This window comes from uncultured Brachyspira sp. (assembly GCF_949287625.1).
In the GTDB taxonomy this organism is placed as follows: domain Bacteria; phylum Spirochaetota; class Brachyspiria; order Brachyspirales; family Brachyspiraceae; genus Brachyspira.
The window spans coordinates 1-23862 of the sequence record NZ_CASEGO010000033.1; the positions used below are offsets into that span (position 1 = coordinate 1).

The window sequence follows — 23862 nt, forward strand, 5'->3', positions numbered from 1 at the left end:
GATGCGATTATAACCATATTTGATTCTCCTAACTCAATATTTAAGCTATAATACAATAATTTCTATCTAATGTCAAATAAAAATTATTATTAATTTTATTATAAAGATGAATTCTGTTTTTCTTCAGCTTCTCTCAATATCTCAAATATAGCACTGTTATTATTATCTCTTGCTATATCTATAGGATATTTTCCGCTGTTATTTCTAACCATAACATCAGCACCTGATAATACTAATTCACTTACTATATCAACATTTCCAGAAGTTACAGCTTTATGTAAAGGAGTATCTCCATTCTGATTTTGTATATTAAGATTTGGCTTTTTCTCTAACAGCATTCTAACAATAGGAAGATTAGAATACTCTGAAGCTATATGCAAAGCAGTATCTCCGTATTTATCAACTGCATTTAAATCTGCTTTCTGAGTTAATAATATTCTAGTAATATTTTCTGCTCCGCTTTTTGAAGCTATCATCAAAGGAGTGTAGCTTGATATTCCAGCATAATTTATATCAGCACCAGCTTCCACTAATACCTGAAGCAAATCAACATTATCATTATTTATAGCATATTCAATTAGGCTTTCCCCATCTTTTGTTACTATGGATAGATTAGCTTTATTTGCTATTAATAATTTTGTAAGCTCAACATCATTGTTCATAACGGCAATAGTTAAAGGACTAAGTCCATTACTGTCTTCTGTATTAATGTTCGCTTTATTTTCTATAAGAAGTTTTATCATATCAGTTCTGCTTGATTCTATAGGACTATTCATAGCATATAAAAGAGGAGTTTTCTCTTCATAGCTTACAGCATTAACATTAGCCTTATTTTCTATTAAAATTTTTGCAAGTTCAATATCTCCATTATTTGCAGCATACATCAAAGAAGTCCAGCCGTCATTGTCTGAAGAGTTAACATCTGCTCCATTTGTAAGAAGCACTTTGACTGTATCTATATATGAATTACCGCTCGCTATTATCAATGCATTTTTTCCGTTAACAAGTCTGTTTAATACGCCTTTATTTATATTTGTAATTATTTTCTCCATTATTTTTGCACTGTCTGATGATTTTTGCTGAACCAATACTAAATCCGCAGGAGTTGAACTAGTATTATTAAATTTAGATCCAGCTGCTGCCATTATTATATTTCCATATATGCCGCTTTCTCCAGCCTCTTCTATTTTAGCCCCTTTTGATAAAAAGTAATCAACTAAAGCAGGATTAAGTGATAAAACAGCATTATAAAGCACAGTAGTTCCGTCAGCATTTTTATAATTAATATCTGCCCCATTATCTATTAAATAACGTACTATGCTCTCATCGCTATTTTCAATTGCATAACTTAAAAGAGAAGGTTCTCTTTTTAAATCAAATGAATTATCTAAAAGAAGTTTTATCATAGTTTTATTAGTATGAGAAACCGCATAATATATAGGATAATGATCTAAATACTTGCCAGCATAAGAACCGTATACATTAGCTTTTCCTTCTTTTATAAGAAGTTCAGCTATTTTTGTATTATTATTGCTTACAGCAAGCAGCAAAGGGCTAATTCCTGAATCATTGCCTATTTCTGTATCGGCTTTATTCTCTAATAAAAACTTAACAGCTTTAATATTATTATTTTGTACAGCATGATATAAAGGAGTTTGATTATCGCTGTCTGTTTCATTAACATCAGCAGAATGATTATTAACCATTTCTTTTACAACTCTGTCGCCGTATTTTTTATTATATATCTCTTCGCTGTATATTTCATAGTTTCTAACCATTTTATCCATATCAGATTTGCCCTTTATAAATAAGAACAAACCTACAATGATACCAGCACCCACAAGAAGTACAAAAACAATTGCAACTGCCACAACAGCTACTTTAAATATATATTTTTTATTTTCTTCTGCTTCTTTAGATTTATTTACTCTTTCTATAGAATTATTATTTACATTATTCTGTTCACTATTAATTAAATTGCTGTTATTATTTGAATCATTATTATTAAAATTTTCCATAAACTAACCTGCCATATTTTAATACTAAATTTTGAGAGATATAATAACATATTTTTAATAAATTAAAAGACCGCAATTAAAAAATTATATACAGCCCTATTGTAATATAAAACTCCTAGTTTCTATATAAGGGGTTTCATCAGCAATATATGATTCTATAACAGCTATATAATTACCATTAGGCAGATATGATAAATCTTCTTTTGGTATAGTAAGTCTAAACACATCATCATATAAAACAGCCTTATATTCTCTTTCGCCTCCATTTTGTAACTGAAGCAGAACTTTTACAGTAGTATTTGGGTCTGGAAGCTCTAAAGCATTATCTGGATAATTGTAAGAAGAAACATAAATATCAATATTAATATCATTATTTTTACTTGCTATAGCAGGCATTTCAATATCTTCTATTCTGCTCATTTTAGTTGATAATCTTTCAATCCAATATTCAGCAGTATAGCTGTAATCTTTAAAAGCAGTTAGTTCTATATAATTAGCCTTTGAATCTATTCTTGATATAAAGAAAGGTCCGTTTGATATATATGCATGTCCGTATTTATCTATAAAGTCAATAGCAGCCTGATATCTTTTAACAGCCTCTTCTTTTGTTATAAAATCCTCTATTCCAGCAGGTATATATTCACTGTCTCTCATCTCAATTAATTTTTCTTTTATATCCGATACACAAGTAGGATTTTTTACATCTATAGAAGTTAAAGACTGATCCTGAGATATGGTGTAAACATTTCCAGATTTAGAGCCTTCAAGTACAATTTTCATTATAGCTTCATTTATCTCAAAAGGAATAACAGTATTTCTGTTTGGGTTTCCTATCTTAGGACTAACCGCAGCAACGGCAATTTGTCTGTCCATATCCATAGGCCAATAATAATTTCCATAAAGAGTAAAACTTCCGTCTTCATTTATAATACTTCCTACAGCTCCGTCCATAGCAGAAAGATATCTTCCAGCCATGGCAGAATCATAATATTTATCGTTTTCATTAGTTTTTGTGATAACATTAGCTATAAATACGCTTCCGTACATCAAATCAACTAAAGAAGATTCTATACCATGATGCCATTTAAAACTTCTAGGTTTAAAATCGCATTTCACATAAGCAGTAAGATTATCAGATTTTTGATAAACTAACTCTCCGTTTTCATTAACTTTTACAGTAAGCCCCTCTTCCCATTTCTGAGTATAAGGATTATACATCTTAGCATTTTGAGGCACTTTTATAGTACCGACAGGTATGCCGTTATTTCCAGCTCTCACTCCTATTTCTAAACTATTAGTATCAGCCTCTCCAAGTATAAACTCTGTTTTAGCAGTAGAAGGTGATTCAAAAGTAGCCCCCGCATCCGAGCAAGGTCCTATCATTATAGCAGAATAAGCATCAGAAAATCCACCTACACCTACAGGGTCCCAGGGACTTATAAACAATGAACCTTGAGCTGAATGCTGAAGAACTCTTAATACTTTTTCTCCGTTACGATTTGGCTTTATATCGGCACTTCTTATAGACCAGTCATTAACTCCGTCGCCTACGCCGTAAAGCATTCTTCTATTGAATCTCTCTTTATTTGCAACAAAAAATTGAGTCTGAGAGTTTAAATATATTCTTACAGCATCTTCAAGCCCTATTTCCTGCAAACGCATATTACCATTCCAATATTCATCAGCAGTCAAAAACCAACCGTTTGAATTTTTATCGCTTATTCTTGAAGCCTCTTTATTATCATAGTTCCAAAACTCAGAAATATTACCGCCCGGCATATAGTTGCCTTCTCTCACATACATCTGTCTTAATGTAACGTCCCACCAAGCTCTTGTTGCACCTGCTCCCCAAGCCTCTGTTATAATATTCCATTCATAGTCTTTTGGGTCTGAACCATATACCACCTGTGTTGATTTATTTCTATCATATAATAATTTTTCTACTTTTATACCTGTTTTTTCTATCAAATCGGATACCGCATTACCTGCAGGAAGTCTTCCTGTAGGATCATCAACTCTTATAACAAATTTAATAGTTACTGTTTCACCGTTATATTTCCACCAGCCATTTTCTTTTACTAATTTTCCTCTGTTTTCTGGTAAATTGGCTGCTTTTTCCATAGCTTTATTTATATCATTAATTGCTTTCTCTTCATTACCATTTGCTGTCATACCCATTTTTGAAGGGATAAGATTATATCTGTAAGTACCAGGCTGACCAGGTGTAGCCTGAGTAAATGAAGGCTCTCCTGCTCCTCTTAAAATTTCATCAACAAGTTTTTTTCTGTCAATCAAAAAATTCATAGCAAATCTTACTTCTTTTATAGCTAAAGGATTAAAATAAGTTTTGCCTTCTCTAGTTGTAACTGTATATGGGGCTTTATTAGGTACTGGATTAAAAAGCAAAGACCAAGATCCTGAAGGAACAGCATAAGTATCAAGTTTTTCTAAATCACTTTCGCCTAATGACAAATAAGCAGCACCGTCTATTCCGCTAGCCATTAAATCAGCTCTGCCGTCTGCTACATCTTTAATTGCTATTGTCATATCAGTTCTTACTTCATATATTATCTTATCTATTAATGCTCCGCCTCTTTCTATTTCCTTTTGTTCAATCTCTTCTTTATTATTTGAACATGACAAAATTATAATTGATATTATTATTAATATATTAAAAATGTTATTATTTAATTTCATTAAAAGTCCTCATTATACAAATTAACATAACACATATAATAATAGCATAAATAATAAATGTCAATAAATAATAAGTATTAAGATATGAATGATTTTAAATTAAATAATATATTTATTGAAAAATTATTTTAATATTAATTTTAGATTAAAATAATACATGCTATAATAAATAAACCAAATATTATTTATTGTATTATAAATTTTCTATTTCTTCTATACTCAATCCTGTATTATCACTTATAAACTTTATATCTAAACCAGACTTTTTTAAATTTTTAGCTATTGTTATTTTATTTTTTTCAATACCTTTTTCAATACCTTCTTTAATACCTTCTTTAATACCTTCTTTAATACCTTCTTTAATACCTTCTTTAATGCCTTCTTCTTTAGCTTTTCTCATATCTAATTCTATGCTTTTATTAAAAAAATAAGTATCTACTTCACGCTTTTTATATTTATCCATTACTGGACTATCATTAACAAAAGTTTGGCATTTTTTTTCTACTTCTTCAAATATAGTATTTTCTTTCATCAAGATAGACATATCTTCCCCCTTAAAAAATTTTATCCAAGAAATGAATTCTCTATGTATATTATCTAAACTTTCTATCGCAGAAATATTTTTTAAATTGAATTTAGGAAGCTCTAGGAAATGTAATTGACAATGATCTGTCAGAATTTTATTGTTATTTAACTCTTTTAATACGTAACAGCTATGCCCTTTATCTTCATCAGTTAATATAAAATTTGTAATATTAATACTTACAGTAGGCTTTAATTCATCATAAAAAGAACCTCTATTTAAACTAGAACTATAATTATAAGCCCAATAGTATAAAGCCCTTTTTATAAAATCTTCATTTCCCCTTGATTGTATTTCTATTAAAACGGTTATACCTGTTTCTGTAGTTGCTTTTATATCAACTATAGACTCTTTCTCATCGTAATTTTCAGCAATATTGAATGGATTAAGTATTTCTATTTTCTTGAAAGTTTCAAAATTTAAATCTTTAAATACAGCATTAATAAAATTTAAAGCTATATTTTCATTACCCGCATGAGAAAATAAATAGCGTATAAAATAGTCATTAATTCTATTTAAATTATCAACTGTAACAGGTTCATTTAATATTTGTTTTAATTTATCTAAATATTTCATAATTTTATTATACTAACATTAATAATAAATGTAAAGTAGTATAATTTTATAAAATATTATAACAAATATCAGAATTGTTTTGTAATTAACTTTTTTATCTTGATAGTATTAAAAAACACTAATTTTACAAAATATAATATACAAATTTTCAATAACATTTATAATTTAATCATTTATTATTAATAAATTTTATATAAATCAATGAAAGATTAGTTAAATCAGTATCATCTTCGGCTTTTGAAGAGAGAATATAATAAATATCATCTATTCTCCATAAAGTAAACTTCTCCCCATTTGAAGAAATATTATATTCAACATTGATATCATCTTCTATAAAATTTTTTCCGCTATTTGTATAATTGCCATAAAACGATAATAAATTATTAGAGTTTTTAGAAGCTCTATATATATAAGAATTATCCATATAATCAAAATCAATCTCTGCAATGTCTTTATTTATTATAAAATACCTTGCATTTAAACTATTTTCAGGAGCAGAAATTTTTATGCCTAAAGGAATAAATGAGTTAGGAGAATCCATCTGAACATAATCTAAAACATTTTCTGATATATTATCATTATTTCGTGTTTTTTTGTTTTCATCATTTGAACATGAAACAGCAAATAAAAAAGCACAAGTAATTAAACTAATAAAGATTCTTGTCATATATTATAAGCCCTTAATCAAAAGTTTTCATTTCTAGTAAATATTTTTTAAATATAGTAAATAATATATAATCAATTTTTACTTCATCTTTTAAGAAATTATCATACATATAATTTAAAATATCATTATCTGTATCAATTTCATTAAAACATATATCTCTTTTATATTTTAGGAAATCATATAAGTCTAGTATCTCTAAAATCTTTACTGGATAATATACAGAAGATGTAAAATTAAGTATATCTTTAGAATCAAAAGTAATTAAATACTGATATTCAAAATTAGGTCTCTTTGCTCTCATAGCCTCGCATAATGTAATTGCAAAGCCGTAACCATATCCGTAATATTCATGATGAAGACCTACTGCTAAATTAACATCTTGATTATTAGATATAGAGTATTTAAGATAGTTATATGACTTAATAGCATGAGAGTAAAGTTCATTATTACTATTTTCTACAGGTAAATAATTAATAATTTCTGTTAATGTAATATCATGTAAAAGTGCGGCAATAGACATATTAACAATTTCAATATAATCAAACTGTCTTATACCTAATTTAAATATATTATCTAATTTGCTTGTATCTTTAATAAATCTATTTTTTTTAGATATTTTATCATAATACTGCATATAGTCATTTTTCCACTTAGCCCTTATTTTTGAAAGTATACCCATATTAATATTTTTATTGTAAAATATCATATATTCTATAGTATTTATAAATAATCTGCTGCTATGATCTATTATATTACATCCAGTAAACCCTATAGTATTTGTAAACATGTCATTTTTTTCATACGGTTTATTAAGAAGTACAAAAACACTTTCTGCTACACTTCTTAAAAGTTCTTCATAATTGATATTAAAATTATTAGAATCAAATAATTCATTATCAGATATATTTCCAATAACATTTATTCTCTGCATTAATCCCAATTTTATTAATATCTCCCCTACTATTTCAGCAGCTTTACAGGTAAATTTATCTCTATTCTCTTCCATCTCTAATTTTAATATAAGCTCTTTAATATTTTCTATTCTTCTAAAATAATTCATAGATAATATCTCTTCAAGCATTTTCTCCTGAACTATTCTAATACTTTCTATAGGGTCTTTACAGCTTGTAAAAATAGAATAAAAGTAATCTTTACTATTTAAAGAATTTGGATTTACAAAAAATTCTATCATCTCTAGGTATGACTTATATATATAATACTCTGATTTATTGAATAAAATATTATTCTGACAATCTTCACTAAATAAAAAATCAACTTTATTGTAAGGCACTGCATTTACAATACCATATTCATTTTTAGAAATAATTTCTATTTTATCCTTTTGTATTAAATCTTTATAATCTTTGAGTTTATCTAATGATATCAAAGCATAATTATCTAAATTTATTTCCATATAATTACCTGCTTAATAATAACATAATAATTGGTTATTATATTATATAATAACAATAAAACAAACATTTTATTAAAAAAAATTGTAAAAAGAAAAAAAATTATTATATTATTAAATAAGTAGTATATTATGAAGGAGCTAAATATATAAATGGACGAATACAGATATACTCAAGAAGATTTTGCTATACTAGATTCCTACAGGACTGTATGTCAATCTCTTGGAAAATACCTAGGTGAAAATGCAGAATTAATACTATACTCCTTTGAAAATAAACAGCATTCAATAATACATATTGTTAATGGTCATTTATCAAATAAAAAAATAGGCGATTATTTATTTGAAAGAGATAAAAGTGTACTAAATGAACTTTTAGATAAAAATAATGATTATAAAAATAACTTTATAGAAAATGTAACTGGCGAATGCTCGAAAATAAATTATACTTTAATAAAAAATTCTAATAAAATTCCAATAGGGCTTATGATGATAAATTGGAATTATGATATTTCTTTGATTAATACGCTAAAAATATTTATTCCAGAACACGCTGCCTGCAATACTGAAATAAAAGAAAATAAAAACAATAAATCCGAAGAAATAATTTTAGATGCTATAAAGAAAGTTATTACTGGAATAGATAGAGATGAAGTAGGTCCGTCTGTTTATAATAAAACAATTATAAGAAAATTATTTAATCAAGGAATATTTGAGTTTAAAGAATCAGTTCAGATAGTTGCAAATTATCTAAATATATCTCACCATACAGTATATCTTCATCTTAGAAGCATAAAAAGAATAAAAAAATCGATAACAAATAAAATATAATTTATTATAATTCAATTTATTATAATTTAAATCTAATTATTAGAATGAGGGTGAAATTTATTATACACTTCAAATAATCTTGAATTAGTAACATGAGTATATCTTTGAGTAGTTGCTATAGTTTCATGCCCTAATAATTCCTGAACACCTCTAATTTCAGCATCATTATTAAGAAGGTGAGTTGCAAAAGTATGTCTTAATGTATGGGGAGAAAAATCTATGGATATATTTGCATTCCTGATTAGGCGTTTCATAGATGTTCTTATGCTTCTGTCGCTTATTGGTTTTCCAAATCTGTTTATAAATAAATAGTCATTATTTTGAGAATACTCTTTTTGTATCATTCTTCTTTTTTCCATATAGATATCCCAATTTTCATAAACTATAGGAAGAACAGGAATATCTCTTACTTTAGATCCCTTTCCGCATATTCTCAATGTTTCATCACCTTTTTTTATCATGCTAAGTCTTAATGAAGCTAATTCTGAAACTCTAAGTCCTATAGCATACATAAATAATGCCATCATTTTATCTCTTAAAAGAGTAAAATCACCGTCATCATCTATAGCTAATATTCTGTCTATATCCTCTAATGATAAAAATTTGGCTATATGCTCCTCTCTCTTAGGACTTTTCATATCAACTATTCTAGTTTTGTCCGACAATCCATTTCTTATTAAATATTTATAAAATTTCTTTATAGAAGAAAGATGTCTTGACATAGTGGAATTAGTCAAAGATTTAGACTTTAAAAATGTTAAATAATCTCTTACGCTATAATGATCAGCATTATCTAATAAAATATTTTTACTTTCCAAAAAATTAAAATATTCTTTTAAATCTTTATTATAACTATTGATAGTATGAGCAGCAAAATTTAATGTCTGTAAATAATCACTGAACTCATCAAGCAAAACATATACTTTTTCATCTTTAAAAACATAATCAGTATGCATATTCATAATAAAGCCTCATTTTTTAGTAAAAATATATTAGTTTGAAATGTTGTTAACTGTTATTCTATTATCGAATAGTTCAAATCATAAATTTATGAAGTATGTTAACTTGATAATATTTTTTTATTTTTATTATGTAAAAAAAGTATATATTTTATATAAAAAATTAAGCAATATAATTGATTTTAGTTAGTTAGTTTACTATACTAATTAATATGTGAATAATATATGAGGTAATTAATTATGACAAATTTAGAAAAAAAGCTGATGGAGTTTTCTCTAAGACTAATAGATGAGAAAAAAGCTAAAATTATAGTACCGGTAACACCAGAGACAGGATATTGGTTTGGCGGCGGTAATATGATAGAAGATAAAGAAGGCAATTTATATATATCGGGAAGATATAGAAACTCTGGTGATTCAAGAACAGGACTCGATTTGGGAGACAGAGGTGCCGAATTAGCTATATTTAAATCTTCTGATAAAGGAAATACTTGGAGAAAAATTAAAAGTATATTAAAAAAAGAGCTTCCTAGAGGCGTTTTATCAATTGAAGGAACTGCTTTAAGATTTAACAAAGATAATGAGGTTGAGCTTTATATATCTTCAGAAAAATCTGAAAATAAATATCCAGATCACCTTAAGGATTTTTTAAAACCTGGTACAGGTGTATGGGATATTGATGTAATAGTATCTGATAAAATAGAAAATTTAAATGCTTCTAATGTAAAAGAGCTTATAAAAGGGGAAGATTCAAGATTTATACACTTGAAAGATCCTTTTATTTATGACAGCTATAATGGTAAAAAATATTTGTTATTCTGCACACACCCTTATAATTGGACTAGTTCTAATACTGGATATATGATAAGAAGAGGAGAAAACCTTAATTTTGAAGCACCTGTATTTTATTTCTTTGAAAAAGGACACACTTGGGATATAGCTATGACAAGGGGAACCTGTATCATTGATATGCCTCAAGTCGGAGTATTAAAAAACAAAAGAATAAGTCTATTTTTTTATGACGGAGGAGAATGCGTAAGAAATTTAGATGAGCATGAAAAAGCTGTAAAAAGACCTAGAGGATATTCATGCGAAGAACTTGGAGGAGCAGCATATATAGAAAACGGCTCATTTGCACGCATAGAAAGAATAAGCAAAGAACTTCCTTTATTTGTAAGTCCGTATGGTACAGGCTGCTCAAGATATGTTGATGTTCTTAGAACAAAAGATGGTATGTATGCAACTTGGCAGCAGTCTCAGGATAATAAATCTCAGCCTTTAGTTATGAATTTCTTGAGTAATTCTGAAATAGAAGATATATTAAAATAATTATTGGCAGGAGAAAAATTATGAAAAAGATATTATTAACCATAACATTTATTTTATTGTTTAGTTTTTTTATATCATGCAGTAAAAAAACGAATGAAAATACTGGTAAAATAAGAGTAGCATATCACCCGAATGTAGGCGGAGCTTCTGCTATTATTACTGGTATACATCAAAATTATTTTAAAGATGAGGGTTTGGATATAGAACTTGTAAAATTCACAAGCGGACCTAGTGAAATAGCTGCTATGGTTTCAGGAAATATACAAATAGGTTATATAGGTTTTGGAGCACATACTTTAGCTGCTGAAGGAAAAGTTCAAATAATAGCTACAGATGGAATAGCTGTTGTAGAAGGTATTAGAACATTAAAAACTTCAGGCATAACTACTGTAGAACAATTAAAAGGAAAAACTTTAATAACTCAATTAGGCACATCTGGAGAAACTATTATAGATCAGGTATTAGTTGGAACAGGGGTTAATAAATCTGATATAAATATACTTAATGCTGAAGTTTCAAGTGCTGTTGCTTCTTTCTTGGCTAATAAAGTTGATGCTATATCTGTATGGCCTCCTTATACTGTTGAAATAGATAATAGAATAGGATTAGAAAATTTAAATATTATCAAACCTCAAGATGTTGGTGTTGATTCTACTGCAAGCTGGATAGTAACTCCGGATTATTTAGAAGCTAATACAGACACAGTTATAAAGTTTACAAGAGCATTGTACAAGGCAATGGATTATAGAAAAGAGCATTTAGATGAAGCTATTACAAATGTATCAAATCTTATAGGTTTGGATATAGCTACAGTTTCACAGGAAAAATACAGTTCTGATTGGATGGATTCTAAAACAATGAAAAGCAGAATAAATGACGGAAGTATAAGCAATATTTACAGAAAACAAATAGATTATTTTTTACAAAACAATAGATTAAATTCTGAACCTGTTTCTGTAGATAAATATGTGAGAATTGATATTATAAAGCAAGCATTAAATTGATTAATTGATTTAAGTTTATAGTTAAAATATATATTATTTTATTTTAACTATAAACCGTTTAATTTACATGCTTAGATTTTTAATTATATTTAAGAGGTATAACAATGAATAGTAAACCTATGGGTAAAAAGAAATATATATTTACCGCTGCATCCATTATTATAGCTTTATTAATATGGCATCTAGTATCCTCTTCTGCGGCAGGTGCGGTTATAGCAAGTCCTGCCGATGTATTAAAATCGTTTATAAGAGAGATTAGCAATGGTAAATTATTAAATCATATAGGTATAAGTTTATTTAGAGTATTGTCCGGTTTCGGATTAGCTTTTGTTATATCAATACCTATAGCATTTTTAATGGGTTGGTATCAGCCTGTTCAATTATTAATAGAACCTGTAATACAATTTGTTAGGAATATACCTGCTTTAGCATATATACCTTTGGTTGTAGTTGCTCAGGGAGTTGGAGAAAGTGCTAAGATTACAGTTATATTTATATCTACTTTTTTGGTAATGATTGTAACAGTTTATCAGGGTGTGAGAGAGGTTGATCAAACTTTAATAAAAGCAGCTAGAGTTCTTGGGGCAAAGGATAAAGATATTTTCTTAAAAGTTGTAATACCTGCTTCAGTTCCTTATATATTGGTTGGTATGCGTTTAGGATTGGGTGCTTCTCTTACAACATTGATTGCTGCTGAATTAACAGGTTCTAGTGCAGGATTAGGACAGATGATTCAGGAGGCAAGTCTTTACTTTAGAATGGATATAGTTATGCTTGGTATAATACTTATTGGTATTACAGGTTTGATATTAAATTTTATAGTGAGTTTAATAGAAAATAAGCTAACTGTATGGCAGGAAAAGAAAAAAAGATAATAATTAATAAAAAGTTATATAGTAAAAAATTATATAAAAGAGATTATAATATGTCAAACAAAGAAGTAAAAGTAAAAATTTCTAATGTAAGCAAAATATATAAAGGCACAACTAAAGATGTTCATGCTTTGGATAATGTTAATTTAGATATTTACAAAAATGAATTTGTATGCGTTATAGGTTCTTCAGGATGCGGAAAAAGTACATTGCTTAATATACTTGCTGGGCTTGATACTCCGAATTCAGGCAGTATAGAAATAGACGGAAAACCTATAGAAGGCACAGGAGTTGACAGAGGAGTTGTGTTTCAGCAGTATGCTCTATTCCCTTGGCTTACCGTTGCAAAGAATGTTGCTTTCGGATTGGAATTGCAGAAAAAATCTAAGTCTGAAATAAATGATATAGTTGACCATTATCTTAAAGCTGTTGGATTAATAGATTTTAAAAATGCTTATCCTAAAGAACTTTCAGGAGGTATGAAACAACGCGTTGCTATAGCTAGAGCTTATGCCGTTAATCCTAATATACTTCTTATGGATGAACCTTTCGGAGCTTTAGATGCACAGACAAGGGCACAATTACAAACAGAGCTTTTAAATACTTGGGATAATGAAAAGAAAACTTGTTTCTTTATTACTCATGATGTAGATGAAGCTGTATTCTTGGCTCAAAGAGTTGTTATAATGAGCCCTAGACCTGGAAGGATTAAAAGTATAGTTGAAGTACCTATTTCATATCCTAGAGTACCGGAAACCAAATTATCAAGTGAATTTAATGATATAAAAAATCAATTATGGCAGTTAGTATATCATGAATATTTAGAGGCTAAAAAATAATGGAGTAACCTAATATGAAAAGAATATTTGAGTTGAATTATACTGATACTTTTAATATGGATACAAATACATTAATAGCAACTATAAGAAATTCTGAAGGCAGAACATTAATGGCTGAATCATTAATATATAAAAGACCATTGATAGAAAAAGTTACAGACCCTGAAATTTTAGCTGCTATGGGAGTGGATTTGATTACATTGAATATATTTGATTTACTTAATCCTTTTATATATGATTTAGATGAAGTTGAAGCAGATGAATCTATGCCTTTAGTTGAAAGAACTTTTAAAGGACAGCTTAAATTATATGAATCTTCGAGAAAGAGAAATGATCATATACAAAGAATTAAAAAATATACAGGAAGATTTATAGGTATTAATTTAGAGCCTGTAGGAGAAGGTGTTGATTATCCTGAAGGTTTGAAAGCTACTATAGATAATTATAAAAGAGCATTAGATTTTGGAATTGATTATATAGTATTAACAGGCAATCCTCATACAAAAGTTTCTATGGATACAATAGCAAAGGCAACTGAAGAATTAGCTTCTATTGCTAAAGGTAAAATGATGATTATTGCAGGTAAAATGCATGGAGCAGGTGCAGGAAATACTGATACATTAGCTACAGTAAAACAAATTGCAGATGCAGGTGCTGATGTAATAATGTTTGGAGCACCTGGAACTTTACCAGGTTATACTGTAGAAAAAGTGCATGAACTTATAGATGAGGCAAAAAGTCTTGGTATGCTTACAAAAACAGCTATAGGAACTGCTCAGGAAGGTGCACCTATAGATACAATCAAGCAAATTGCATTAATGTCTAAAATGGCAGGAGCAGATATAATGCATATAGGAGATGCTGGAGTAGGCGGTATATCAAACCCTATGAATGCTATGGCTATATCATTAGTATTGAGAGGCGAAGTACATACATATAGAAGAATGGCTTTAAGAAGATGATAAATATTATTAATGATAAATTCTTTTTTGATATGATAAATTTTAATAAAAAGGAGAATAAAAATGAAAAAAACTATCTTATTTTCTATTTTATCAATAGCATTAACAGCTTTTATAATATCATGTTCAGGCGTAAATAAAGAGTCTGCTTCTTCAGCAAATGGTACACCTGATAAAATAAGAGTTGCCTATCTTGCAGATTTTGCTGGAACATCTGCTGCTGCTATAGCTCAGGAAAAAGGTCTTTTTAAAGAAGAAAATTTAGACGTAGAATTAGTAAAATTTTTAAATGGTCCTTCTGAAATTGCTGCTATGCTTTCTAAAGATATACAATTTGCATATATTGGACATGGTGCACACTCGCTTGCTATCCAAGGTAAAGTTAATGTATTAATACCTAATGCTTTAGGAAAATCAGAACAAATTATAGTAGGAAAATGGGCTAATGTTAATGATGTAGCCGGATTAAAAGGAAAAACTGTAGGTACTCAGCTTGGAACTTCAGGAGATATAGTACTTGATATAGCTTTGAGAAAGGCAGGAATTACAAAAGATGATGTTAATATTGTAAATATGGATGTAAGCGGTATAGTATCTTCTATGGTTGGTAAAAAAGTTGATGCCGTGTCTGTATGGGCTCCTTATACTTTTGAAATATCTAAACAGCTTGGTGATGAGGTATTTATTATAGCATCTATTACAAACTATTTAGATGAAGCTGTATTCCCAAGCAGCTGGATAGTTACTCCAGAATATCAAAGAGATAATCCAGACATAGTTAATAGATTTACTAAAGCAATACTTAAAGCTATGGATTACAGATCTGATAATATGGACGAAGCTGTTGAAATAGTTGCTAAATTAAATGGAACTCCTACAGATTCTGTTGCTTTAGAAAAAGAAACTGCTATATGGCTTACTTCTGATGATGTAAAAAAAGCATATTCTGACGGAGATGCAGCAAAATGGTATGAAGCTCAGCAGAAAATATTTATAAACTCTGGTGTTGTTACAGACGAAGTAGATGTTAATAATTATGTACAAATAAAATATATAAATGATAATGTACTAAAATAAATAAAAAAATATTGCTAATTAGAAATAAATTATATATTTTTTCATATTTACATATGAATTTCTTTGTAATTAATAAAAAATATAGTATAATATCCAGTGCTGGTATTATATCAGTAAAATAATTTTTATTAAAAATAAAGGATATGTAATTATGTATAATAGGAAAATTGTATTATTAACATTACTAACAGTGCTATTAATATCATGTGCTAATGGAGGCAGTAAAGAGGAAGAGGTAAAAAAAGCAGCTAGAATAAGAGTAGGATACATGCCTGATTTTTCAGGTACTTCTGCTGCGGCAATAGCTTTACAAAAGGGATTTTTTGAAGAGGAAAATTTAGATGTGTCATTAATAAGATTTTTAGATGGTCCTTCTGAAATTGATGCTATGCTTTTAAATAATTTAGAGTTTGCATATATTGGTCATGGAGCACATACTTTAGCTATCGAAGGAAAAGTTAATGTATTGTTCCCAAATGGTTTGAGCAAATCTGAACAAATTATTGTAAGAGCAGAGTCTCAAATAAATACTGTTTCCGATTTAAGAGGCAAAACAGTAGGTACTCAATTTGGAACTTCTTCGGAAATTCTTTTAAATTTGGCACTTAAAACATTGGGAATAAACAGAGAGGAATTAAATATTGTTAATATGGACGGACCTACTATAGTATCTTCAATGTTAAATAAAACAATTGACGCTGCTGCAGTGCAGGCTCCTTACACTTTTAACATATTAAAAAATCTTGGAGATGAAGCAAAAACTATTGCAAATACAATTGATTATTCTGATGCTGGTGCTTTTCCAAGCAGCTGGATAGTTACTCCTAAATATCAGACTAATAATTCGGACATAGTTAATAGATTTTCAAGGGCAATACTTAAAGCTATGAATTATAGAACTGAAAATATGGATGAAGCTGTTGAAATAGTGGCAAAACAAAATAACACTGATACTAATGCTGTAAATTTAGAAAAAGAAACAGCTGTATGGCTTTCTGGAAATGATATAAAAAATGCATATCTTGACGGCACAGCTTCTAAATGGTACAAATCGCAGCAAAATATATTTATTTATACTAAAGCTATTACAAATTTTGTTGATATTAATAGCTATGTGCAAATAAAATATATGAATGATAATATATTTAATAAATAGTTAATTATTTAAGTATTATAAATAATATTAAGCGATGTGTATTATGTTTATGCATCGCTTTTTTAATCATTTATTATAGGATTATAAGAAATAAATAAATGAAAAGACTAAAAGCTAAAAATTTAAAAGAACAAAATTATATTGATATAGTTAAACTCCTAAAAATTGGAAATTATTCCAGAGCTGATTTAGCTTATAATTTGGAATTAAGTAAAGCAAGTATATCTGTACTTGTAGAAGATTTAATCAATATAGGTATAGTATATGAAAAATGCGGAGGACAGTCATCTTCTCTCGGAGGGAAAAAACCTATATTACTGGATATTAATAAAAATATTGTATATTTTTTAGCTGTACATTTTAGAAGAGAGTTATGCCATATTGCAATAGTAAATTTAGAAAATGAGATTATATATGAACATAAAATGGAAGTGGTAATAAACAAAGATTATAAAATAACTTTTAATCCAATAATAAAAAAAATTAAAGATATTATATCAAAACATAAAAATAAAAGAATATTCTCTCTAGGTATTTCAGTACCTGGAAAAACAGGAAAAAAGAATAATTTACTTATAGACTGTATGGGAATACCTGAATGGAAAAATATACCTCTCAAAGAATATATAGAAAAAAATATCAATATAGATGTAATAATAGATAGATATGCATGTGCTATGCTTACATATAATATACTTGAAGAGATGAAAAAATATATGCCTATACAAACTTCTTCGGTATATATTTATCTTAGTAATTGGCTTGGGGTATCTGTTTCAAATAACGGAAAAATATTATACGGTACTCATGATACAGCTGCCAACTACTCTCACACAATAGTAACAGATTCAAATTATATATGTTCCTGCGGTAAAAAAGGCTGCTGGGAATCTGTAGCTAGTATAAAAGCATTTATGAAAGAACTTCAAAACAAAAGTGATAAATATAAAGATTTAACGTTTGATGACATTATAAAAAATTATAAAAATGATGATACGGTTATAGATACTTATAAAAATTTTCTAGCCTATTGGGTTTCTATAGGAATATATAATATAGTTAATACTTTTGACCCAGAGATAATATTTATAGGAGGAGAAATGATTTATCTGGGCAATGATTTTATTAATGAAATAAAAAATAATATAAAAAATAAATTTAATTCCTATGACTTTATTACAGAAATCAAAATAGTTGAAAACTTCAAAAAAATTGAAATACATGCAGCGGCATCAATAGCCATATATGATTTTTATAATAACAGTTTATACAAATATCTTTCAGCTAAGTAGAATAATATTAATTTGAGGACTAAAAGCATAATGCTGCTCTATTTTTTTTCTAGTATCTTCTATTAAATTAATAACATCTTCAGCTTTACTAGGTTCTTCATCTTCTTTATACAGATGCTCATTAACAATATAATTAGGAAATCTTTTATGCCATCTCATAGCACCAAATTTCATGTCAAGTCCGCCTACACGTTCTACCATTTCATAAGCCTTAATATCATGAGAATCCTCAAAAACAGGTCCTATATTTGCTTCCATTGGGGCAACCGAGCCTCTTATATATTTGAACCAATCTATTCTATTATCAATGCTTTCAGGCAAATCATTATCCAATTTAAATACCGCTGATAATATTACTATAAATTTCCTCTCATCTTCAGTTAAATTCAAATATTCATCTTTGCTTAGTTCTAATACTGAGCAGTCTTTTTTATTAAAAATTTTCACTGATTCTAAAAATTTCAATAATGATATACCAAAAGATTCTAATTTATCATAAATAGCAGCCCCTATTCTAGTATTCACTAAAGCCACAAACTCTAATCCTGATAAATTTCTAATTCTAGCCTCATGTGAAAGCCTTTCTAAAATAGCAGAACTATTAGATTTTAAAACTCCGCCTTCTAAAAACTCAAAAGACTCAAACTCCCCTTCTAATGATACTATTATTCCATTATATCCTTTATCAGAAACAACTACCTTGCTTGTATCGCCAATAACAAAATAATCTATTTTTTTATTATATAAAAAATTTGCTATATCCAAAAAATCCTGTATCTTTTTTACAGCTATATACAAATCAATATTTCCGCCAACATTAAAACTGCTGCATTTACTAAAAGGCTGATTTTTATAATATTCTATCTTTTTTTCTTCGAGAAAACTCTCAACTATCTTGTAATTGTCTTGCATAGTCATTGCTAACCCTCACTATATTACCAGCTCCTAATGTTATTATTATATCCCCATCTTTTTTTATACTCTCTAACACCGGCAATACTTCATCTATGTTTTTTATATATCTCACATTCTTATTTTGTTTTTTTACTATATCACATATAATCTCGCCATTAACCCCAGCAATAGGAGCTTCTCCCGCAGCATAAATATCAGTAATAATTACCTCATCGGCATCATTAAAAGCATACTCAAAATCATTTAAAAGCAGCTCAGTTCTGCTGTATCTATGAGGCTGAAATACTGCTATTATACGCCTGTTTTTATATCCCTCTTTAACCGATGACAATGTAGCCTTTATTTCTGTTGGGTGATGGGCATAATCATCAAATAATGTTATCTCTTTATCATATAGTTTATTTAATCTTCTGCCTACACCTTCAAAAGTTTTAAGCCCTTCTTTTATATCAGGAACATCTATACCCAAATGATAAGCAACACCTATAGAAGCTAAAGAGTTTAATACATTATGTATTCCAATAAGAGGCACAGAAAACTCCCCCAAACACTCTTTATTATGATATACTATAAAATATGTAATAGGAGCTTCTACCCTAATAGAATCTTTATCTACATAAAAATCATATAATTTATCAAAACCATAAGAATAATATTTTTTATTAGCACTTTTAGATAAATCCCTTACAACATCATTCTCAAAACATAAAAATGAACAGCCGTAAAAAGGAACTTTATTAATAAACTCTAAAAAAGCAACTCTTAAAGCCTCAACATTTCCGTAATAATCCAAATGATCATTATCTATATTAGTTACAACATTAATAACAGGAGAAAGCCTTAAAAAACTTCCGTCACTTTCATCAGCCTCGCATACCATATACTCACTGCTTAAATCATTACAAGCGGCATTGCTTTTCAAATTAAAATGATTGCCGCCTATGATACAAACAGGATTAAGACCTGCATGCATCATTATCTGACTTATAAGTGAAGTTGTAGTAGTTTTGCCATGAGAGCCTGATATTGCTATACCGTATCTTAAACGCATAAGCTCTGCAAGCATCTCTCCTCTTGATATAACTGTTATCTTTTTTGCCTTTGCTGCAACTATCTCTTCATTTGCAGGACTTATAGCCGATGAAGTTACAACCGCAGTAATATCATCTTCTATATTAGATGCATGATGACCATAATATACTTTTATCCCTGATTTTTCTAAAGATTCAGTTTTTGCTGTTTTTGCCAAATCACTTCCAGTTATAGTAAAACCAATAGCATTTAATACACTTGCTATTGCACTCATTCCTATTCCGCCTATTCCTATAAAATGTATCTTTTCTTTTCTTTTTGTAAACATTATGTAAGTCAATCCTTTAATAATAAATCAAAAACTTTAATGATAAAAATTAATCAATTATTTATTTTTCAAATTACTCATTATATCATCTACTATTGAAGACACAGCTCTTGAACTCCAACTGCTTCTAATTTTTTCACGCATAGTTTTTAATCTTTCATCATTATTCAAATTATTTATAACAACACTCTCTAACTTTTCTTTATTTAAATCTGATTCTTCTATTAAATAAGCCATATCTTTATTAAGTAAATCCAAAGCATTAAAATACTGGTGATTATCTGTTGCATACGGAAAAGGTATAAGCAAAGAAGGTACATTAACTGCTAATATCTCACTTATAGAACTGCTTCCCGCCCTAGATATAACAAAATCAGCTGCATGAAGTAAATTAGCCATATCCTTATAATAGCTATGTACAAAAACATTATCAAATTTAGCATTATTAACTTTTTCTATTATCTCAGAAGCCCATTTAGGTCCTGCAAGCCATTCTATACGTACATTTTTTACTTTATCTTTAATATCTTTTATACATTCAAAAAACATTTCATTTAATTTTAATGCTCCCTGAGAACCTCCCATAACAACTAAGAGTTTATCATCATTAGATAATTTCATAACTATTCTTGCCCCTTCTCTATTAACTACAAAGAAGTCATTTCTTACAGGGTTTCCAAAAACTTTTCCTTTAGGCATAAACTCCAAAGTCTTTGAAAAAGTTAAATAAGTTTGTTTTGCATATTTATAAAATATTCTATTAACTTTACCAGGTATAGAGTTCTGCTCGCATAAAAATATAGGTATATTATTCCATTTAGCTACATACAGCATAGGAAGAGATACAAATCCGCCCATTCCTATTATACAGTCTGGTTTATGTCTTTTAATAATTTTTAGAGACTTCATCAAAGCAGGTATAAATCTTAATATAAAGAGTATTTTTTTCCAAAAATTTCCCGGAGGATTAATATTAATAGTATTAAAATCATAATTATGAGGTATAAGATGATAGTCTTTTTGAGCAACTACAAGTCTAGGTTTATGTCCCTGATGTTTTACATAATCGTATATTGAAATAGCAGGTGTTATATGTCCTGCTGTACCTCCTCCGCATAAAATAATATTCATTTTTCACTCCTTTGAGTTATTTTTAAAAGTATAGCAACCATTATCATATTGATAACTAAAGCATTTCTTCCGTAACTAATAATAGGAAGCGGCATTCCAGTAGTAGGTATCATAAGAGTTGCAACCATTATATTTAAATATGCCTGAACACTTATAAACATAGTTATAGCAAACGAAAGATTTTTTAAAAACAGATCATTTGTCCGCGATGATATAATAAAACCTCTTATAGTAAATGATAAAAACAAAAGAAGTATTATTAAATTACCTACCAAGCCATATCTTTGAGATACTGAAGCATATATAAAGTCAGTTAATGCTGCAGGTAAATGAGTACTCACATCTCTTATTTCCTCATCAGGTATACCAGTAATTCCGCCATAATTGAATGCCAATTTCGCCCTTCTAATTTGATAAATATCCTCTTCCGACTGAGACTGCGGGTCAAGATATGAATTAACCCTGCTTCTCATATACGGTATATTAAATATAAATAAAGCAAATAGTATCGCAAGAAGCAATGCAGAAAAAAGTAAAGATTTAAAAGGTATGCCGCCGTAAAAAAATATTGAAAAACCAACCATAGCAAATAATAATGCCGTTCCAGAATCTGGTTCTATAAGTATAAGCCCTGATACCAAACATAAAATAAGAAGCGGAGGAAACAGTCCTTTTCTTATATCAAATAATTTCTCACCTTTTTTACTAAGTACGCTTGCAAAATATATACTGCAGGTTACCTTTGCTATTTCAGAAGGCTGTATGGTAATTCCAGAAGGAAGTAAAAGCCACCTTTTAGCATAACTTCCTGCAACCGTTATACCAAATAAATATACCCAAACAAGAAGAATCAATGTAAAAAGCAAAAGAAAAGGCACCATCTTATCTAAAAATCCAAAAAAATCCGGAAGAATAAGAACTATTAAAGTGCCTAATAGCATTATAGATAATAATTTAAAATGATTATCAAAATATCCGCCATTAGGCTCATGTATAGTCTGAGCACCATATATAGCTACTAAACCAGCCACAAGTAAGGCTATATATATAATCAATAAATATCTGTCCGGCATTAATTTTCTTTTTATCATATTAAAATAAACACTCTTTAAATTATTTATAATATCTTATAGGCTAATGACGCTTTCAGTTCTATGAAAGTTTCATTATTATAATAAGGAATACCTACATGCAAACCAGCTGAAGCTCCTATATTGAGTAATAATCTTTCTTTCAAGAATTTAAAATTTACAATAGCAGCTATTCCTAATTTATGCGATAAATGTTTCGAATTAATCAAATAAGTAAGTCCGTAATACCCGCCTATATAAAATAAACTAATTCTCCCTAAAAGAAAAAAATCATTAATAAGTTCAAACTCGCTTTTTTTATGAAGTATAGAAGTTCTAGGATCATAATAATATTCTTTATCTCCAACATTAACATATGAAATATTTAAATTATTTATCAAAACAAAATTATTAAACTTAAATATAAAATAAGGAGAAACATTTATTATATAACCAAAAGCACTGCCTTTCTTCATGGCATAAAGTTCATCAAAAGAATAACTTACATCTTTACTGTCAAAACCAGCATATCCAAAGTTCATAATATTAAACATAAAATCAGCATATCCGCTTATTCTAACACCCAAAAACGACAGCGGTCTAATATCAGCAAATACCCCTACCATATCCGAAGACAGAGAAAAATTATTTTCTATGCCGAAATCTGCTTTAGTACCTTTAAATAAAAAATTAGTAGCATTTTTATACATATATAATCTATAATATAATCTGGTTTCTAAATTAAATTTTATATAGTTAAATCCTCCTAAAGCAGTTTGTTCTATAAAAAGTTCATTACTGTAAATACCAGTATTCGTATTTACTGATAACTCCCTCTCATACATATCCATATTAAAAAGAGTATTTATATCAGCAAAAACAAGGCTTGGATATAAACAAATCATTATTATAATAATATTTATCTTTTTCATTTAAATCTTAAATATCCAATACAAACTTTTTAATATGATACTTTATAAAACAAAAAAATCAAGATTATATGTATTAAAAATATTGCACAGGAGCCAGACATATTGCATTAAGTATTCCTTAATTTCTTGAAGTATAACACAGGTGTATAATAATTTAAAGCAGAATGTATACGTTTATGAT

General features: G+C 28.3%; 20 protein-coding genes. 9 read left to right on the plus strand and 11 right to left on the minus strand.

Features of this window, described 5'->3' with window-relative positions:
- Nucleotides 1-98: 98 nt before the first annotated feature.
- The 5 genes from Q1X91_RS06835 to Q1X91_RS06855 form a co-directional block, all read right to left on the minus strand.
- Complete coding sequence (locus Q1X91_RS06835) at nt 99-2018, minus strand: ankyrin repeat domain-containing protein (RefSeq protein WP_300754928.1); 1920 nt, start codon at nt 2016-2018, stop codon at nt 99-101.
- A 96-nt stretch (nt 2019-2114) separates the two neighbouring features.
- Complete coding sequence (locus tag Q1X91_RS06840; protein WP_300754931.1) at nt 2115-4715, minus strand: ABC transporter substrate-binding protein; 2601 nt, start codon at nt 4713-4715, stop codon at nt 2115-2117.
- Nucleotides 4716-4908: 193 nt separating this feature from the next.
- A complete protein-coding gene (locus tag Q1X91_RS06845; protein ID WP_300754934.1) occupies nt 4909-5874 on the minus strand; it encodes an Rpn family recombination-promoting nuclease/putative transposase in 966 nt (321 codons plus the stop codon).
- 169 nt (nt 5875-6043) lie between these two features.
- The gene (locus Q1X91_RS06850; RefSeq protein ID WP_300754937.1) at nt 6044-6541 is read right to left on the minus strand and encodes a hypothetical protein; all 498 of its coding nucleotides are present in this window, start codon (nt 6539-6541) and stop codon (nt 6044-6046) included.
- 13 nt (nt 6542-6554) lie between these two features.
- Nucleotides 6555-7955, minus strand: a complete 1401-nt coding sequence (locus Q1X91_RS06855; protein ID WP_300754940.1) for a hypothetical protein — start codon at nt 7953-7955, stop codon at nt 6555-6557.
- Between the two features lie 150 nt (nt 7956-8105).
- On the opposite strand from Q1X91_RS06855, the gene Q1X91_RS06860 reads away from it, so the two are divergent.
- Nucleotides 8106-8783, plus strand: coding sequence for a PAS domain-containing protein (locus Q1X91_RS06860; RefSeq protein WP_300754942.1), 678 nt, complete (start codon nt 8106-8108; stop codon nt 8781-8783).
- 32 nt (nt 8784-8815) lie between these two features.
- Here Q1X91_RS06860 and Q1X91_RS06865 read toward each other — a convergent pair whose 3' ends face one another.
- On the minus strand, nt 8816-9745 hold the full coding sequence (locus tag Q1X91_RS06865) for a tyrosine-type recombinase/integrase (RefSeq protein WP_300754945.1): 930 nt from the start codon (nt 9743-9745) through the stop codon (nt 8816-8818).
- A 237-nt stretch (nt 9746-9982) separates the two neighbouring features.
- Between Q1X91_RS06865 and Q1X91_RS06870 the strand changes: the two genes are divergently transcribed.
- The 8 genes from Q1X91_RS06870 (at nt 9983) to Q1X91_RS06905 (ending at nt 18273) form a co-directional block, all read left to right on the plus strand.
- Nucleotides 9983-11071: an exo-alpha-sialidase gene (locus Q1X91_RS06870; protein WP_300754948.1), complete on the plus strand. Its 1089-nt coding sequence runs from the start codon at nt 9983-9985 to the stop codon at nt 11069-11071.
- 20 nt (nt 11072-11091) lie between these two features.
- On the plus strand, nt 11092-12075 hold the full coding sequence (locus tag Q1X91_RS06875; RefSeq protein ID WP_300754951.1) for an ABC transporter substrate-binding protein: 984 nt from the start codon (nt 11092-11094) through the stop codon (nt 12073-12075).
- 104 nt (nt 12076-12179) lie between these two features.
- The gene (locus Q1X91_RS06880; protein WP_300754954.1) at nt 12180-12950 is read left to right on the plus strand and encodes an ABC transporter permease; all 771 of its coding nucleotides are present in this window, start codon (nt 12180-12182) and stop codon (nt 12948-12950) included.
- A gap of 50 nt (nt 12951-13000) precedes the next feature.
- The gene (locus tag Q1X91_RS06885) at nt 13001-13786 is read left to right on the plus strand and encodes an ABC transporter ATP-binding protein (protein WP_300754957.1); all 786 of its coding nucleotides are present in this window, start codon (nt 13001-13003) and stop codon (nt 13784-13786) included.
- Between the two features lie 14 nt (nt 13787-13800).
- A complete protein-coding gene (locus Q1X91_RS06890) occupies nt 13801-14748 on the plus strand; it encodes a hypothetical protein (RefSeq protein WP_300754959.1) in 948 nt (315 codons plus the stop codon).
- A gap of 63 nt (nt 14749-14811) precedes the next feature.
- Nucleotides 14812-15825 carry an ABC transporter substrate-binding protein gene (locus Q1X91_RS06895; RefSeq protein ID WP_300754962.1) on the plus strand — a complete coding sequence of 338 codons (1014 nt, stop codon included), beginning with the start codon at nt 14812-14814 and terminating at the stop codon, nt 15823-15825.
- A 151-nt stretch (nt 15826-15976) separates the two neighbouring features.
- Nucleotides 15977-16981: an ABC transporter substrate-binding protein gene (locus Q1X91_RS06900; RefSeq protein WP_300754965.1), complete on the plus strand. Its 1005-nt coding sequence runs from the start codon at nt 15977-15979 to the stop codon at nt 16979-16981.
- A 98-nt stretch (nt 16982-17079) separates the two neighbouring features.
- On the plus strand, nt 17080-18273 hold the full coding sequence (locus tag Q1X91_RS06905; RefSeq protein WP_300754967.1) for an ROK family protein: 1194 nt from the start codon (nt 17080-17082) through the stop codon (nt 18271-18273).
- On the opposite strand, the gene Q1X91_RS06910 is transcribed toward Q1X91_RS06905, so the two are convergent.
- From Q1X91_RS06910 to Q1X91_RS06930, 5 genes are read right to left on the minus strand one after another with little or no spacing between them, the layout of a single operon-like run.
- A complete protein-coding gene (locus tag Q1X91_RS06910) occupies nt 18262-19191 on the minus strand; it encodes a UDP-N-acetylmuramate dehydrogenase (RefSeq protein ID WP_366945499.1) in 930 nt (309 codons plus the stop codon). The genes Q1X91_RS06905 and Q1X91_RS06910 overlap by 12 nt on opposite strands.
- Nucleotides 19160-20548: a UDP-N-acetylmuramate--L-alanine ligase gene (gene murC / locus Q1X91_RS06915; RefSeq protein WP_300754972.1), complete on the minus strand. Its 1389-nt coding sequence runs from the start codon at nt 20546-20548 to the stop codon at nt 19160-19162. The genes Q1X91_RS06910 and murC overlap by 32 nt, the downstream gene beginning before the upstream one ends.
- Before the next feature lie 57 nt (nt 20549-20605).
- On the minus strand, nt 20606-21679 hold the full coding sequence (locus tag Q1X91_RS06920; RefSeq protein ID WP_300754974.1) for a UDP-N-acetylglucosamine--N-acetylmuramyl-(pentapeptide) pyrophosphoryl-undecaprenol N-acetylglucosamine transferase: 1074 nt from the start codon (nt 21677-21679) through the stop codon (nt 20606-20608).
- Complete coding sequence (locus Q1X91_RS06925) at nt 21676-22770, minus strand: FtsW/RodA/SpoVE family cell cycle protein (RefSeq protein WP_300754977.1); 1095 nt, start codon at nt 22768-22770, stop codon at nt 21676-21678. The genes Q1X91_RS06920 and Q1X91_RS06925 overlap by 4 nt, the downstream gene beginning before the upstream one ends.
- Before the next feature lie 26 nt (nt 22771-22796).
- Nucleotides 22797-23681 carry a toxin A gene (locus tag Q1X91_RS06930; protein WP_300754980.1) on the minus strand — a complete coding sequence of 295 codons (885 nt, stop codon included), beginning with the start codon at nt 23679-23681 and terminating at the stop codon, nt 22797-22799.
- Nucleotides 23682-23862 lie beyond the last annotated feature (181 nt).